The organism is Variovorax sp. Root411 (assembly GCF_001425205.1).
Classification (GTDB): Bacteria; Pseudomonadota; Gammaproteobacteria; order Burkholderiales; family Burkholderiaceae_C; genus Variovorax.
The window spans coordinates 270,055-286,606 of record NZ_LMDW01000015.1 but is presented as its reverse complement, the minus strand read 5'-3'; the positions used below and the strand labels follow the sequence as shown (position 1 = coordinate 286,606).

General features: G+C 62.1%; 12 protein-coding genes and 1 pseudogene. 6 read left to right on the top strand and 7 right to left on the bottom strand.

Annotated features, from left to right (window positions below):
* Positions 1-5 precede the first annotated feature (5 nt).
* From ASC92_RS15400 to ASC92_RS28630, 6 genes are all read left to right on the top strand, one after another.
* Entirely contained in the window at positions 6-815 is an 810-nt protein-coding gene (locus tag ASC92_RS15400; RefSeq protein ID WP_056517098.1) for a Stp1/IreP family PP2C-type Ser/Thr phosphatase, read from the top strand.
* A gap of 66 nt (positions 816-881) precedes the next feature.
* Positions 882-1,535 carry an FHA domain-containing protein gene (locus ASC92_RS15395; protein WP_056517096.1) on the top strand — a complete coding sequence of 218 codons (654 nt, stop codon included), beginning with the start codon at positions 882-884 and terminating at the stop codon, positions 1,533-1,535.
* A gap of 51 nt (positions 1,536-1,586) precedes the next feature.
* Positions 1,587-3,839, top strand: a complete 2,253-nt coding sequence (locus ASC92_RS15390; protein WP_056517093.1) for a CHASE2 domain-containing protein — start codon at positions 1,587-1,589, stop codon at positions 3,837-3,839.
* A 29-nt stretch (positions 3,840-3,868) separates the two neighbouring features.
* Positions 3,869-4,672 (top strand): 3',5'-cyclic-nucleotide phosphodiesterase, encoded by an 804-nt coding sequence (locus ASC92_RS15385; RefSeq protein WP_056517090.1) that lies wholly within the window; start codon positions 3,869-3,871, stop codon positions 4,670-4,672.
* 206 nt (positions 4,673-4,878) lie between these two features.
* A complete protein-coding gene (locus ASC92_RS15380) occupies positions 4,879-5,382 on the top strand; it encodes a pilin (protein ID WP_056517087.1) in 504 nt (167 codons plus the stop codon).
* Between the two features lie 100 nt (positions 5,383-5,482).
* On the top strand, positions 5,483-7,498 hold the full coding sequence (locus ASC92_RS28630) for a hypothetical protein (RefSeq protein ID WP_157609065.1): 2,016 nt from the start codon (positions 5,483-5,485) through the stop codon (positions 7,496-7,498).
* 140 nt (positions 7,499-7,638) lie between these two features.
* On the opposite strand, the pseudogene ASC92_RS15375 reads toward ASC92_RS28630, so the two are convergent.
* The 7 genes and pseudogenes from ASC92_RS15375 to pilV all read right to left on the bottom strand — a co-directional run.
* A pseudogene (locus tag ASC92_RS15375) lies at positions 7,639-8,692 on the bottom strand (IS5 family transposase); the annotation flags it as partial.
* Positions 8,693-8,800: 108 nt separating this feature from the next.
* Positions 8,801-9,376, bottom strand: a complete 576-nt coding sequence (locus ASC92_RS15370) for a GspH/FimT family pseudopilin (protein ID WP_157609064.1) — start codon at positions 9,374-9,376, stop codon at positions 8,801-8,803.
* Positions 9,373-9,849, bottom strand: coding sequence for a type IV pilin protein (locus ASC92_RS15365; protein WP_056517079.1), 477 nt, complete (start codon positions 9,847-9,849; stop codon positions 9,373-9,375). The genes ASC92_RS15370 and ASC92_RS15365 overlap by 4 nt, the downstream gene beginning before the upstream one ends.
* Positions 9,850-9,851: 2 nt before the next feature.
* Complete coding sequence (locus tag ASC92_RS15360) at positions 9,852-14,246, bottom strand: pilus assembly protein (protein ID WP_082519602.1); 4,395 nt, start codon at positions 14,244-14,246, stop codon at positions 9,852-9,854.
* A gap of 15 nt (positions 14,247-14,261) precedes the next feature.
* A complete protein-coding gene (locus ASC92_RS15355) occupies positions 14,262-14,864 on the bottom strand; it encodes a PilX N-terminal domain-containing pilus assembly protein (protein ID WP_056517074.1) in 603 nt (200 codons plus the stop codon).
* 1 nt (position 14,865) lies between these two features.
* Positions 14,866-15,882 carry a PilW family protein gene (locus tag ASC92_RS15350; RefSeq protein ID WP_056517072.1) on the bottom strand — a complete coding sequence of 339 codons (1,017 nt, stop codon included), beginning with the start codon at positions 15,880-15,882 and terminating at the stop codon, positions 14,866-14,868.
* A complete protein-coding gene (gene pilV / locus ASC92_RS15345) occupies positions 15,879-16,478 on the bottom strand; it encodes a type IV pilus modification protein PilV (RefSeq protein WP_056517069.1) in 600 nt (199 codons plus the stop codon). Before pilV ends, ASC92_RS15350 begins: the two co-directional genes overlap by 4 nt.
* Positions 16,479-16,552 lie beyond the last annotated feature (74 nt).

Sequence of the window (16,552 nt, the reverse complement as noted above, 5' to 3'; positions counted from 1 at the left end):
AAACCATGGCGAGTGTCGGCGTTTCCCTGTTCTCCACTCGCCCTGCGCTGACCTGGGAGTTCGCCTCCCTGACCGACGTCGGCCGAACGCGTGCCCATAACGAGGACGCCGTGCACGTGGACCCCGCCCTCGGTCTGGCCCTCTTGGCCGACGGCATGGGCGGCTACAAGGGCGGCGAGGTGGCGAGCGCCATGGCTGTCTCCCTGATGCACGCCAGCTTCAGCCGCTGGTTCGCCCAGGCCGGGATGCAGGCGCCGGCCCGCGTGGTCCGGCGGGCGCTGCAGGCGGCCACGGACGAGGCCAACGGCTCGATCCTGCATGCCGGCACGACCAACCCCGAACTGCAGGGCATGGGAACGACCCTGGTGCTCGCGGCGTTCCGCCCGCAGCGCGTGGTGGTCGGCCACATCGGCGATTCGCGGTGCTACCGCGTGCGCAACAACAAGCTGGAACTGCTCACGCGCGACCACTCGCTGCGTCAGCAGCAGCTCGACGCCGGCGCCATCACCGCCGAGGAAGCCCTGAATTCGCCCACGCGCAACCTGGTGACCCGCGCCGTGGGCGTGGAGGCCCAAGTCTTGCTGGAGATGCACGAACACAGCGCAAGACCGGGCGATCTCTATATGCTTTGCTCCGACGGGCTCAGCGAGATGGTTTCGGACGAGCAGCTTTTCACGCTTCTAGGACACGATGTCGGGCTTCAGAAAAAAGTATCACTTTTGGTTTCAAATGCCAACGACAATGGCGGACGGGACAACATCTCGGTTGTCTTGGCCAGCGCGAGCGTTGCACAAGCGCCTCGCACGGCCAGGTAGCAGGCACAGGCGGCATCGCGCCGATACGCTTGCCGTCTTTCAAGCTTTGGACACCGGGGGTCGGCAATGCCGAGGATGATCATTTCGGTCGATGGCGTTGTCATCGGGCAAGTGGCGCTTGCCAAGGAGCGCACGACACTGGGACGCCGTGCCTACAACGACATCGTGATCGACAATCTGGCGGTCAGCGGCGAACACGCCGTGCTGCACATGAGCGGTGGCGATGTCGAAATTGAAGATCTCAACAGCACCAACGGCACCTACGTCAATGCGCTCGCCATCCAGAAGCAGGCGCTCAAGGACAACGATGTCGTCGAGGTCGGCGGCTGCCGCATCCATTTCCGCGCGCGCAGCAACCTGGCCGTCAGCGCCGGCTCGGTCCGCACCGCATCGGCCGAGCTCCCTTCGGGGACCATGCCTCTGTCGTCGGCCCCCACGGAATCGGGCGCCCTCGTCGAACTCGGCGTTCCGGTGCTGCGCGTGCTGTCCGGCGCCAACGAGGGGCAGGACGTCGCGCTGCAGAAGGTCGTCACCACCATCGGCAAGCCCGGTGTCGCGGTGGCGGTGGTCACGCGCCGGCGCATGGGCTACGTGGCCGCGGGTGTCGAAGGACGCGTCATGCTCAACGGCCAGCAGCTGGGGGCCGAGGCGGTCGCGCTGCAAGAGCAAGATGTGCTCGAGCTGGGCGGCGCCACGCGCATGCAGTTCGTGCGCATCTGAGCCGCTTTTTCTTCCGGCCTGCGGCGGCAAAGCCGGCACCGGTGCCGCACCGTGAGAGAACTGCGGCGTCACTGGCCGCGAATCGGCATCACATTGCTGCCGGTCCTGCTGGCGCTGGCGCATGCCACCGGCATCTGGCAGCTGAGCGCGCTCGAACGCCTTGACCGGCTGATCTACGACATCCGCCTGCGCGCCACCATGCCGGGCACCTTCGATGCGCGGATCGTGATCGTCGACGTCGACGACGCCAGCCTCGCACGCCAGGGGCAATGGCCCTGGGCACGCGACAAGATTGCCCGCCTCACCACCGAACTGATGGCCCGCCAGCAGGCCGCCGTGCTCGGTTTCGACGTCATGTTCCTCGAACCCGACCGCAGCTCCGGCCTCGACAGGCTGCGGGAAATCGCCGGCGGGCCGCTGGGCAAGATGCCGGGTCTGGCCGCCGAGGTCGAACGGCTTGCACCCTCGCTCGATCACGATGCCACGCTCGCCGCGGCGCTCGAGGGCCAGCGCGTGGCGCTGGGCTACTACTTCACGCGGACCGACACGCTGAGCGCCAAGGGACAGCTGCCTCCTGCCCCCTCGCTGCCGGAGGGAGCCTTCCCCCCGGGCGGCGTTTACGCCACCAACTGGAACGGCTTCGGAGCCAGCCTGCCGACGCTGGCGCAGGCCGCGCCCATTGCGGGTTTCCTGAATACGCTGGTCGGCGCCACCGGCGATGGCGTCATTCGCAGCGTGCCGCTCATCGCCCGCTACGAGGGCAACCAGGCGCAGCCGGGCTACTACGAGTCGCTCGGGCTCGCGGTCTACCGCCTCGCGAACGGATTGCCGCCCGTGCAGCCCGCCTTCGCGCCCGGCGGCACCAAGCCACAGCTCGAATCGCTGAGAGTGGGCCGCCTGCGCATTCCAGTCGACGCAACGGGCAGCATGCAAGTGCCGTTTCGGGGCCACGGCGGTGCGGACGGGGGATCGTTCCGCTATGTGCCCGCCGCCGACGTGCTCGAAGGCCGGCTCGGGCCGGGCGAACTGAAGGACAAGATCGTGCTCGTGGGCGCCACCGCCCCGGGCCTGCAAGACCTGCGCGCCACACCCGTCGAGGCCGCGTTTCCTGGCGTGGAAGTGCATGCCAACATCGTCTCCGGCCTGCTCGACCATCGGCTGCTCAGCGTGCCCGACTACGCCTCGGGCTACGAGGCGCTGCTGGTCGCCGCAACGGGGCTCGTGCTGGCCTTCGGGCTGTCGCTGCTGTCGGCGCCGCGTGCAGTGCTGCTGGCCGCCGGAGCGATCGCCGTGCTCATCGGCCTCAACACCTGGCTGTACGCGAGCCAGGGCCTCGTGCTGCCACTTGCATCGGCGCTGACGATGACGGCGCTTGCCTTCGCGCTCAACATGAGCTGGGGCTACTTCGTCGAATCGCGCGCTCGGCGCGGCCTGGTGCGGATCTTCGGCACCTACGTGCCGCCCCAGCTCGTCAACGAAATGATGGCGCAGCCCGACCGCTACAGCATGCGCGCCGAGAGCAAGCCCATGACCGTGATGTTCTGCGACATGCGCGACTTCACCCGCCTGTCGGAACAGATGGCGCCGGCCGAGCTGCAGGCCTTTCTCAACACCGTTTTCAGCCGGCTCACCAACGTCATCAGCGCCCACCGCGGCACCGTCGACAAATACATGGGCGACTGCGTCATGGCCTTCTGGGGCGCCCCCATCGACACGCCCGACCACGCCACCCTCGCCGTGCGCGCCGCGCTCGACATGGCTGAAGCCGTGCACGACATCAACCGCATCCACCGCGCCAGCGGCCGGCCCGAGATCAGCGTGGGCATCGGCATCAACAGCGGCGTGATGAGCGTGGGCGACATGGGCTCCACCGCGCGCCGCAGCTATACCGTGGTCGGCGATGCGGTCAATCTCGCATCCCGCCTCGAGGGCCTGAGCGGATACTACGGAATGGAGATCGTCGCCAGCGGCGCAACACGCGAGCTGGCGCCCGGCTACATCTGGCAGGAGCTCGACAGCGTGCTCGTCAAGGGCAAGGCACAAGCCGTTGCCGTTTTTACGCCCCTGGCCGCGCACACGCCTGAAGCGGCGAAAGAGACGCAGCCGTTGCTCGGCCGCTGGAGCGAAGTGCTCGCCGCCTACCGCCGGCAGGACTGGGCGGTGGGCCGAAACTTGCTGGCTCCCCTGCTCGCCGCGGACGCAAAAAAAGTCCTTTACCAGCTCTACGCCCAGCGTTTAGCCTCGATGGCGTTGCGCCCGCAAGACCCGGATTGGGACGGCGCAACCCGGTTCGAAACCAAATGACGGCAGACACATACGAGGGGTCTCTCACAATGCAGGTTCGTGTGCTGGGTTGCTCGGGCGCCATCGCCAAAGACTGCCGCACCACCTCGTTTCTGGTCGACACGGACCTGCTCGTCGATGCGGGCACCGGCGTCGGCGACCTCACGCTCGAAGAGATGGCCCGCATCGACGACGTCGTGCTCACCCACAGCCACCTCGATCACATCGCCGCCCTGCCTCTGATGCTCGACGCCGTCGGCGGCCGCCGCGCCCGACCCCTGCGCGTGCATGCGTTGCGCGCCACCATCGACGCGCTGCGCACACATGTGTTCAACAACGTCATCTGGCCGAATTTCGAGAGCATTCCCAGCGCCGAGGCGCCCTTCGTGAGCTTTCACGACATCGCGGTGGGGCAGAAGCTGCAGCTGGGGAGCCGCGAGCCCAAGCTCGTCGAGGTGCTGCCCGCGGTCCATACGGTGCCGGCCTGCGGCTTCGCCGTGCGGCGGGCCGACGGCGGCGCCCACTGGGTTTTCAGCGGCGACACCGAGCGCAACGCGCCGTTCTGGGAGCGCGTGAACGCTATCGACGTGGCGATGCTGGTGATTGAAACGGCCTTCAGCAGCCGGGAACAGGCGCTGGCCGAGCGCAGCCTGCATCTGTCGCCTGCGGTGCTGGCCGATGAGCTGGCGCATATCGAGCCGGGGAAGCAGTACCCCATTTACATCACGCATACCAAGCCTGCCGAAACGGACGAGATCATGAGCCAGATCGAGACGCTGGCGGTCGAGCAGGTGGCGGGGTTGGCGCAGCGGGATATACGGTGGTTGAAGGCGGGTGGGGTGCTGACCTTCTGACTTTGGTGGCGCACGGACATGACAAAATTGTCATCATGTGTAGCATCTTGAAGCAAGTTGTGTCACATGGTGTAACGCTGAAGTGCGCGAAGGTGACGGGTTCGGTCAGCTGGGAGCCCCGCGAACGGGTGGCATGGATGCTGCGGAAGATACCTCGCTCCGGGCAGGTTCCCGGGCGTAACAACCAACCAACCTGGAGTTAGTGAATGAACCGTCGTTCCATCGCACGTAACGTGCAAAAGGGTTTCACCCTTATCGAATTGATGATCGTTGTGGCGATCATCGGTATTCTGGCCGCCGTGGCTCTACCTGCCTATCAGGACTACACCATTCGTGCGAAACTTTCGGAACTGATCTTGTCGGCATCTTCTTGCCGCACGAGTATTACGGAAACCGTGCAGAGCACGGTGGGCAGCACTCTCCCCGCAGCAGGCGAGTGGGGTTGCGAAGCATCTACTGCTGCCAGCAAATACGTCGCATCGATCGTGACTGACAATACGGGTTTGATTACGATCACTGCGGCCACTGCCGCCGATCTGAAGGATGCCTCTGGCAAAAAGGTCACTATGCGCCCCATGGCAAACGCCACAACTGCGCTGGCCAATACCGACGTTCAAAAGACCATTTACGGCTGGCGTTGCGGAAACACTGGCGACGGCACCGATGTTCCGGCGAAGTATCTTCCTGGATCCTGCCGCGGCCAATTCTAAAAATGCTGAGCTCCGCTTCGTGGAGCAAGTTTGAAATTGCGTCGAAAATGATAAAAGGCCCCTCTTGGGGCCTTTTTTAATTTATCCTTTAAATAAAACTATGCGCAATCGACTTTCGATCGGGCACTGGATTTCGTTGTGCGCACTGAATCTGGTTTTTTGTTATCTTGCTGGTAAAGATTACAATTGGGATCTACTAAATTATCACTTCTATGGCCCCGCTTTGCTATTGGGTAATCGTTGGAATCAAGATTACTTTGCGGGCAGCATTCAATCCTATTTGAATCCGATTGCCTACGTCCCATTTTACTTGATGGTTAAATGGGGTTGGCCTGCGCTACTCATTGGGTTGATACTTTCTGCCTTTCATTTTCTGAATGTGGTTATTGTTGGAGGCATTGCAGAAAAGCTATTATCTAAACAAGCCGAAGACAGTCGAGCGCTAATTTACGTAATATGCTTGCTGGCAATGGTTGCCCCGCCATATTTGCAGGCGAACGGTTCGTCGTTTAATGATCCGTTTGGTTCCATCTTCATCTTGTTGGGCCTCCGTGTTTTAGTGCATGGCGATTCTCGCATCGAACGACAGGCTGTCCTCGTTGGGTTTTGTTCAGGGATTGCAACTGGAATAAAATTGACAAATGCTATTTTTGCAATTGCATTTGCGGTTCTCTTTGTGGCCCGTGCTGTTTTTGAGCGTCGTGTTTCGTTTGTTTCTCTCGTAAGGCAATTTGGCTTTTACGCGGTGGCCGCAGCGACAGCTTTTTTGATCGTTCATGGATTTTGGTCTGTTCGCCTTTGGCAAGAATTTGGAAGTCCGGTCTTTCCATTTTTCAATGCAATATTCAGGGCTCCTGAATTTTCCTTTGTCAACAATCGCGACTTTCGCTTTCTCGGGAGCGGTTTGTCGGGACTCTTTTTCCTGCCATTCGACATGCTGCGCGTGCAAAGTTGGATCTACAGTGAAGCTGTGTCTCCGGACGTCCGCCCGTCAGCGCTTGTGCTACTTGCCGTAGCCGGTACATGCCTAGGCCTATGGCGCTCGCGCAGATTGCTCAAGGGCAGTTCGCAAGTTTCGGCACACAACACTTTGTCGGCGCGCCAAGGCGCAATTTGGACGCCTGCATTAACCATAGTCGCCTTCGCGCTAGTGTCTTTCCTGCTTTGGGGCACGACGTCCCGTATTGGGCGGTATGCGTTTTCGCTGTGGCTTCTAGTGGGACCGCTGCTTGGGCTCGCTGCGGTTCACTTGGGCGGTATGAGGTTTGCGCGCATCACACTTGGAGTAGTGCTCTCTCTGCAGGTGTATATGCATCTCGTTCACGGAGCTTATCGATGGACACCGGTCGCATGGGAATCATCGTGGCTCAACTTTCAATTGCCCCGCGCAGTTACGGATCAACCCGCCGGGATAATTTCGACAGACACGTTATCGTTCTCGGCCATCGTTCCGTCATTGCATCCTGAATCGGGTATGGCAACGATCAACGGCATGCACACGGTGGCCAACGGCGCTGAAATGCCAGCGCGCTTAAATTCCTTGATTCAAAGGTACAACAGCAACTTGTACGTTCTCTATGCTATAGGGCAATTTAATGCTTCAGAGAAGACGCAAATTTCCGTTGCGCGCCTGAAAATCCTGAATGAAAAATTGGCGCCTTATGGGTTGAAGACCGAGCGGGAGCCGGCTTCGACCGCCTGCGAGTACGGGGGGTTACCTTTCAATAGGAAAATCCATAGCTGGTCGCCTGAGCCGAGCATCAATGAGGACTACGTATTTGCTTTCTGTAAGCTCGCAAAAACATCATCGATTGAAAAGGATGAAGCAGTAAAGAAGAGCCGTGCGAATGATGGGATATTCGATTTGATCGAAGACAAATGCCCTGAGGTATTTGCTCCAAAAAGAGTGGTCACAATTCACCATAATGATGAATATGTTCGCTCCTATTTCAATACGGCGTCCGGTTTATACACAGACCATGGAGCTCTTTATATGACTGGGTATAGAGTGCTCTTTCCCACCTACTTGGGGCAACTGAACGAAATTTTGGAGAAAGCCAAGTCAACGGATTTTGTATGTCCTTCACTGCCGACTCATCGCTATTTGGCAGACTGACCTAGAGCAGGCTGATGAAATACTCCCCGCCGAAGCGAGCCCTCCTCGTCGGCGGCGAGGAGGGCTTTCACAGGCGCGTCGGGCGGCGAATTCCGGATCCACTTTCGCTGATTGGTGAAGCGCTTTTGGGGAGGTGTGCCTCAGAGCGCTTGCGGACGGATTTGTCCCAGGGAGCGCATGCGCGTCAAGTTGTAGGCCGTCATCGTCAGCACGAACAAGTGGTCCACGCGCGTGAGGCCGCGCACCATCACCTGACGAATTCCTCCCACCGTCTTGGCCCAGCCGAAGCCCTGCTCGATGAGCTTGCGCTTTTGCTGCGACAGGGCGTAGCCCTCGCTGGCAGCAATGACATCGGGCACTGCCGAGCGCCGCCCAGACGTGTTCCGGGCCACGTGCGGGATCACTCCCATGTCCCGGCATGCATCGACGAACTCCTGCGCGTCATAGCCCTTGTCCGCGCCCAGCGTGATGCTGATCGTGTCATCGCGCGCCGCCTCGCAAGCCGCGTTGATCATGACCTTGGCCGCTTCCCGCTCGGCATAGCCATCGGCGTGGTGACCATGGCATTGGCAATCAGGCCATGGCGGTTGTCCGAGAGGGTATGGCCCATGTAGCGCAATTCACTGGCGGTCTTGCCCTTGCGATACAGCCGCGCATCGGCGTCGGTGCACGAGGCGTGGGTGTCATTGCTCCGGCTCTGGCCCTTGAAGCTGGTTGGGCTACTCGTGTCGGTGGTGGTGCCATCTCCACCCTTGTCATCGTCACTGCCGCCATCCTTGCATACGAAGCTGCGATGACTAGCCCATGCCTGGATGAGGGTGCCGTCGACACTGAAGTGCTCACCCGACAGCCAGCCCTTGCGATCCGCGGTCTCCACGATGTGGTTGAACAGTTCGATGACGGCGTCGTGCGCAATCAGTCGCTCGCGGTTCTTGGTGAAGACGCTGGGAACCCAGACCGCATCGTCCATGGCCAGGCCAATGAACCAGCGATACAGGAGGTTGTATTGGGTCTGCTCCATGAGTTGGCGCTCCGAGCGAACGCTGAAGAAGATCTGCAAGAGCATTGCGCGCAGCAGCTTCTCCGGCGCGATGCTGGGACGCTCGCCCTTGACGTTGGCCTCATACATGCCGGCGAACAGGCCGTCCATCTTGAGCAGAGCTTCATGGGCATCGTGCGGATCGGGCGCAGCGGGGCTCTTGTATGCCAAGCCAACGCCTTTTCGGACTATGCATCGTTGGTGCGAGATTTCGCGAAAGGCGTGGTTTAGTTCTCGTTCGCGAAATTCCGCCAATCTCGTCACTACTCAGTCGCGGACGTTGTACAAGTCGTATCTGTCGCGGGCTGGCAAGCTCGTGCTCGCCCCGTTTTTGCAATCACGACGATCCGTGTTTGCTGTGTCTTCGCAGTGCCCGAAATGTCGTTGCGTTCGATCTTCAATGTGGCCGACTGAAAAACCGACCCGCTGGTCTGGGTGTAGCCCGACGGGTTGAACATGATGTAAGCTGGGCTGTTCTGTGCGGTTCCTTGCCCCGTTGTCGAGAAGTAGCTGGCCAACGCGCCTTGCTGGACGATAAGGACGTCCGATCCGTCGAACTGCTGGTCGTTGTCGGTGTCGACAAAAACAGTCCAGCCCGTCGCCCAGTCGTTGCCCGTGCGGGGGACCACGACTGCCTGTCGGCCGCGCTTCATTGCCTCTCCCCGTGCGGCCCCCAGCGCAGCAACGAAAGAATTGGTCGCCGACGTGAGCTCTGAATTTCGCTGAAAGGCAACAAAGCTTGGTATGCCAATAACGAGCAATGTTGCAGCAATGGCGATCGTCACCATCAATTCAATGAGCGTGAAGCCGGCAGTCCGGCGTTGGCCAAGTGTCCTCATGGCCAGCACAGCCTGAACTTGGCATCCGTCGAGGCAAGGCTGCATGTCTTTACGCCGGTACTGGTCAGGCTGAGTGGTCCCACGGTGGCATCAGTGCGTGTTGGCGTTGCTGTGAGCTTGACGCACTCGGTGATCGGTTGGGTGCTCGAACACACATCTGCAGAAAGCCAGTACGCCGTATTTGCAGTGGTATCTCCTGAAAAAACCTTGAAGGTACCTGCCGCCGTAGCAGGGGTCGTGGTTCCCGAGATATTGTCAAATTTCAAATAGGTATTGCGCTGCGTCATGTATCGCTCCTGCTGCTGCATGAGTTCCAGCAGCGCGGTGCGTGCCTGTGTCCGTCTTCCTTTCAGCACTGAATCGGTGTATGCCGGATATGCAATGGCCGCCAGGATTCCGATGACAGCCACGACGATCATCAACTCGATCAGCGTGAAGCCACGCACCGACGCGCGTCTCTTGATGTTGGTCATATTCACGATCCGCGCTTCAGGTCCAGGTAGTTGTTGATCTGCCGCCAGCTCAGTCGTCCGGCAGTGATGATGACGCTCGTCTGCCCGGTGTTCCCCGGTCCACCCGCGGCGTTGCCGACACCGCCGGAGCCTTGAGCAATGGTCTGGCTGGTGATCTTCTTCTTGCGCCGGCCCGTGCTGTCGCTGATGCTCTCGATCGAGGAGGCCACTTCGATCACCAATGGCTGTCCCATGATGCCCACGGTCGATGCACTCCGGGTTCCACTACCGGTGTCCACGTCGACGATGTACGAATTGCCGCTGCCGCCGCTCACGCCGCAAGCGGCCGCGCCGCCCGAGGTGCCGGGAATCAGGCTGCCGAAGACCAGCGTGCTGCCCGTCAACAATGCCCCGCTGACCTGGCGTTCGGTGCTGAGGGCGTAGTCCATGTACCAACCCGAACTCACGGTCGACGACGTCGTGAGGTCGCTTGTGGCTCGGCCCCAGGTGAAGCTGGGCATGGTGATTGCGCCCGAAGAAGAGTCGATGCTGGCCGCCTTGAGGCGCGCGCGCCCGCTGATGGCCCCGCTGCCAATGGGCGTGGCATCGGCAACGGTGGTGCCGTCGTCGTACACCACGTAGAACGAGTTCTGTGCCGTCGATGACCGGTCGTCCGTTTCCAGATATTTGCCGGTGCCGAACGCCACCTGGATCGCGTTGACGTTGTTCGTCGCAGCCACCAGCGCGGGGGCCATGCTGATCGGCTGCACGTTGCCCGCGCTGTCCTTGGCAACGAAGAGCGGATAGGGCGCGTTGCTGCTGCTGGCATTCTTGAAGGCCGACAGGTTCGCCATGTTCCACTCGGAGGTGCCGTGGCTGCGGAAGTCGAGCTTCCACATGTTGCCGTGCAGGTCGCCCGCATAGATCTGCGCCACTTCACGGTTGCCGCCGGTCGCGATGGCCGCCTTGAAGTTCAGCACGCCGGTGGGTTTGGTAACGGCCAGCGTGGCGTTGAAGGGCAGCGCCACCTTGTAGTAGTTGCTGCCAAGGGTCCAGGCAGCCTCGGGCGCCTTCGACAGGTCGAGCAGGAACAACGCGGGATTCCCGGTGCTGTAGTTGTTGGCCGAGTTGACCTTCGTGTAGTTGTTGACGCCGCTCGCCACCACTGCAAACCACTTGTAGGTCGCCGTGGTGGCCGTCGGTGCGCTGGTGCGCATCTTGAGAATCTGCGGCTGGCCAACCACGAAGCCCATGTCCACGTCGTCGTCCTGCGTGAACTCCCACATCACGTTGCTTGCGCTGAAAGAAGTCGGGTCGGTCACGTCGAGCGCGAACACGCCGCGCCCGCCTGCGCCGGTGCCCGACACCAGCACCGTCTTCCAGTCGGCGGCGGTGCCGGCGGAGCCCACTTGCGCTTCTGCAACCACTGGGGGCCCATCGACATAGCTCTGGTGGTTCGACACGTAGTTCGCGTCGGTGAGCGCTGCCAGCTTGGGCGTCATCCAGCTCGGGATGTAGCCGAACAGTTCGTCGCCCGTGCCGGCGTTGAAGGCGTGCAGCATGCCGTCGTTGGCGCCCACGAACACGGCCGCGGTGCGGCTGAGGTTGGCCGTCCTGAACGCCGCGTACGTGCTGGAGTTGATGTTGTTGGCCGGTGCCCCCGAGTACACGACGCCCGAATTGATGATGTCGCCCAGCAGCTTGTTGTTGCGGCGCCGGAACGGCGATCCTTCCAGGGCGTTGCTGCCGCGCAGGTAGCTCACGCGGTCGGAGCCCAGCGCATCGGCGGTGGCCGAGGGCGTGATCTTGTTCAGGTCGGTTTGCTGGGCGGTGGTCAGCGAGCCCCACAGGAACGTACTGGCTTTGGGCACCGCGTTGCCTGGACGCCCGACGACGATGTTCCGCGAGGTTGCCGGCGCGGAAAGCTGGGACAGGCGCGACGAGGCAGACCAGGTGGCCGTAGGTGAAATGCTAACGCTGCCACTGGTGATCGTGATCGGCTGGGCCAGCAGGTCGCCGCTCCAGTCGCTGGTGTCGAAGGCACCTTGGTAGACCGAGTTGCTCGTCTGCAGCGACTTGGACTGCACCGCACTGCCGGCAATGCTGCGCGCGGAAGTGGAGGCCCGGCTGAAGATGCTGTCGAACGCGCTCAGCACGCTGCGCGCACTGCTCTGCAGGTAATAGGTGCTGGCCTCGCCCGTACGCACGCTGTCTTGCCAGACGTTGGCATCGACCGTGCCGTCTTGCCGCTTGAAGGGGTTGCCGAAGGTGTTGAAGGGCTTGCTACCGCTGTTCGCTGGATCCGATTCGAAGCCGCCGTACTTTGCCGATGTGAAGAACTGGTTGCGGTTGCGGCGGGTGGCGTCGTTGTTCTGGTCGCCGTATTCGTTCACGTCGAAGAAGAAGCTCTTCACGCGCAGGCCGGGGCGCTGCATGCTGGTCTGGGCAGTCCAGTCAGTGCCGCGGATGTCGTGCGTATGTGCCCAGTACGAGTAACCGATGATCGCTTCGCCGCGTGGATTGGTGTTGGTGCTGGGGTTGCCGGTGGTGTGCTGCTGGACTTTCTGCCCGTCGAGATAGGTGGTGTCCACGCCTTTCTCGAAGTTCTGGGCCGCGGTCGTCCAGGTGGCCAGGTTTGGAATGTTGGCCGCCACATCGGCAGCTGGGTAGCGGCTGCCATCGTGCGTGTTGATGTCGCCGATGACCACGATGTTGCTCTTCAGGCACGAATAGTTGCCCGAACTCGTGCGGCCATCGCCATAGGGGTCGTTCCAGGTGGTGAACACCGGGTACCCGTCGTACATGGCCGCTGTCAGGTTGCTCACAGCGATATCGCTCGGCTGCAAGCCCTGCAGGTAGCGCAACGACTCGTAGTAGAGCTCGCTGACCGGGTCGTAAATCTTGTATCGGCCGGCCACCCCGGTGCGTCCGAATTTGTTCAGGTAGTTGATGACGCCGCTCACTCCGAAGCCGGCGTTGGTACCCGTCAGCGTGCTGCTGTCGGGGTTGGCGGCAAAGACGCCGGTCGTCGCGTCCCACTCGGCCGCGGCATTGCCGCCGGTCGGCGTGTTCTCGATGCCGTTGGTGTCGTAGGTCTTGGCACCAACGTATTTCATAGGTGCGCGCAGCACGCCGCCGTAGCGTCCCGCCGGGGTGGCGGCACTGTTGGTCTGGTCGAGCAGGTAGCCGAATGCAGAGAGGCGCAATTGGTCGCTGTACTTCTGAACCGTGCCGGTCGGCTTGAAGTTGCCGCTGGGGTACTTGGTGCAGAAGGTGTAGTCGCGACTGTCGATCAGGTTGCCCGCAGCGTTCTTCTCGCAGACCTTGACGCGCGAATAGAAGAATCCATCGCTGTTGAGGCCATTGGTCGAACCAGGGGGGGTCCAGCTTCCGGTATAGGGCCGCGTGTAGCAAGCCTTGACTGTGCCGGAGATGGGGTCGCCGAAAACCGCATTGGTGCAAGCCACGCCGTTGGAAACTGGCGCCACCTTCCAGGACTTGTCGCTGCCGTACCAGACTTCCTGGACGCCCGTAAATGCGCACGTGCCTCCTTCAGCAGCACAACTGGTGTTCGATACGTCGTTTGGCTTCTTTCGCGTGTAGTCAGTCACCGGGCCGACGGCCGAGCCTGCCGAGGTTGTGCTGAGGCGATAGCCGCTCGTGTCGGTGCAACTTCCGGCCTTGGCGGTTCCGAAGTAGATCCGGTTCAAGGTGTTGGCCACCCAGATGTCATTGGTGCCTGCCGCACTCACCATGCTTTGCGGCACTGCTCCCCAGTAGCTTCCGGCGCCGCCGCCATTTCGCGTCAACTGCTTGGCGGGGAAATTGGTGGAGTTCCACATGCAGATCGGATCGCCGTTAGGGAGCACGGCACGCTGCAGGATGGTCAGGTCGGTATTGTCGATATAGCGATCGCCACCCGACAGGGCCAGCCGCAGCATGTCGATGGCCGAACTGCTGGCCCAGTTCAGGAAGTTGCCGCTGAAGCCGTCATCGCATTTGCGGTCGGTGCGCGTGTTCGTCAGGATGCGGTCGAAGCGCTTGTAGTCGGCGGCCGAGAGGCCGGTGGCTGGCGTCTCGGTGGGCGCGTTGTTGTACGAATAGCAGGCGTTTGCGTCGTAGTAGCCGATGTATTCGGTGAGATTGCTGTACGTGTTGTCGGAGTCGCCGCCGGGCGTGTACTGCGCGCCCACGGTCGGATACTCCACCGACAGCGCGAGCGCCAGCACCGGCTTGTCGCCGGACGTGGTGGCATACAGCGGGTCGCTGGCCAGCGCAATGGCCTTGATGTTGGGCGCCGTGCTGGAGATGGCCGCAAAGGACAGCGCAAGCGTCGCGGCCACTACCGGAAAGGCGAGCCATGCCAGCGTGCGCGGACGCGCGAACCAGGGTCGGGATTTGGAGTTGGACGATTTCATGGAAGGCGGTTCGCTTCAGTCGCGATAGATGATCTGGACGACACCCTGGATGTCGGCCCGGGGGCCGAAGCCCATGGCCGTCACGCGGTAGATGTAGCTGGTTGTCGAGCCCGTGATGTCGCGGTTGGCTGGGTCTTCGATCGGCTCGATCACGTAGCGCGGCGCCTTGACGGGCTGGATGCCGGTGGTGCCGGCCGGAAAGCTGCGTCCCGTGAAATCGCCGTAAGCGGCTGTCTTGGCGCTGTTCGTCGCGGTGAAATCGACGGACAGCCAGGCGGGCTGCGCGGTCGTTTCGAGCGTGCACAGGCCCTTGCTGGTGCCAGAGCTGCCACAGCCGCTGACGAAAGCGTTGGTGTTGGCCATGTTGGTGAACACAGCCCGGCGGTTGGCGGAGGAGGTATTCGGGCCGTGGATGTCGAACTCGGCATCCATCAGGGCGGCTTCGGCCGACTGCCAGGCCACCTGCATGTCTCGGTCATTCCGGGAACTGCGCTCGCCCATGGTCGCGATCTGCGCTGCGCCCACGCCAAGGATCGACACGATCACCAGTAGCAACAGAACAATGATCAGCGATACGCCGCGCTGGTCGATGGGACGAGGGGGAAGTGTGTGTTTCATGTCAGAGCCCCTGGTCGTTGCGCAGGTGGATCGTGAAGGTCAATGTCTGGCGCAGCCGCCCGTCCGGCGTGGGCTGGAAGACCGTGCCCGGATCGTTCGTGGCGTCTGCGAAGGCGCTGCCGGTCGTACCGGTTGCGCTGCCCTTGGTAGGGCCGAACGGATAGAAAGTCTGCGTTTGCGAATCCTGGGCGGCGCCCTTCGCGCTACGCAGCACCATGCCGATGCGCACGCTGCGCACCCGGCGCCAGTTCGCGTTGGTTGCGGTGCTGTTGCCGCTCACACCGATCTGGTCCGCACGCAGATAGGCGTTCGGCACGTTGGGCGACGCCGCGCCCGCCGCCGTCGCTGTTCCCGCCGTCACGCCATCGACCCCGTACAGCACCTGGAAATTCTCGACGCCCTGCACAATGGGGCTCGACAACCATGCGCTCGTGGCCGAGTCGTAGTACGTGCACATGAGCGTGGGCTCGCCTTGGTTGACGCCGATAGAGAAGACGCTGGCCATCAGCGCGTCGCGTGCCGCGGTGGTGTTGATGTCCGCCACCGTCGCCGGGGCGTTGCCGGCGCAATCGATCATGGTCTTGTCAGCGTCTGTCGAGCTGACTGTCATGGTGTGGATCTGGGCCGGCTGGTAACGCATGATGAGTACGTCGCTGCCCGTGCCCGCCTCCGTCGCGGGTCGCGCGGTGGACGAGGTCAGCGGGCTGGTCAGGTTCACCTTGGCGTTGTTGAAGCCCATGATGCTCGGCGCCGGATCGGTCGTTGTGGGCTGGCGGGGGGTCGCCGCAAAGAACACGTCCCGGTAGCCGGTCTGCACGCCGATGCGCTGGATCATGTCCGCCGCGAACCGGCCGTTGTCGCGCAGTTGCGAAGCGGCATCGACCGTGGTGAAGCCGCGGCGGGCCACGGTCAGGGCGGACACGGCCGCCAGCACTACTACCAGGCCCACCGCCATCGCGACAAGCAGTTCGATCAATGTCAGGCCGCGAATGGCGCGGCGGTGTGGAGTGGCGCTCACAGCGTGCTCCCAGGCGTGACCGGAAGAACGACGGAAGGTCGATCCGACGCCTGCTGGACTGTCGTATCCCCCGTCTTCAATGACGGACGGCTCCAGCCGATCTTGACGAGGATCGGGTCGGTGTTGTCGGTCGAGGTGCAGGTCCATTGCGCTGTGCCGTCCGAGGCGAAGGGGGCTGTGTCGCGGCAAATGCTTACTCGAGCACCCGGCAGCGCATCGCTCACACGCGCCAGCCAGTCGGTGAGTTCGGCCTGTGCGACGGCAGCCTTGTCGGTGCCGCAGTTCTGGCCGATCGCCAGGCAGTAGGACGCGGTGGGAGGCACCAACGGGTTGGACGAGATCTCGCCGATCAGATAGGGGCTGGTGGCGAGCAGCGCCTGATCCTTGTTGCCACGCATCATTTCCGCGAGTTCGCGAGCGAGCACCACGGCCGTCGATTGCAGCCGCGCGTCGCGGTTGGCCTGCAGCGATCCAGCCTGAAGACCGACCATGCCGAGCAGGCCGAACGAGAGGACGACGATGGACACCAGCACTTCGACCAGCGTGAAGCCGGCAACGCGGCGAACGTTTCGGACGTGGCGAGACAAGGAGTTCATCGGGGCAGGGCGCGGACGCGGCTAAATGTGAGTAAACGTGCCGGAATGTGGCTAAATGTGACCTGCGATGATGC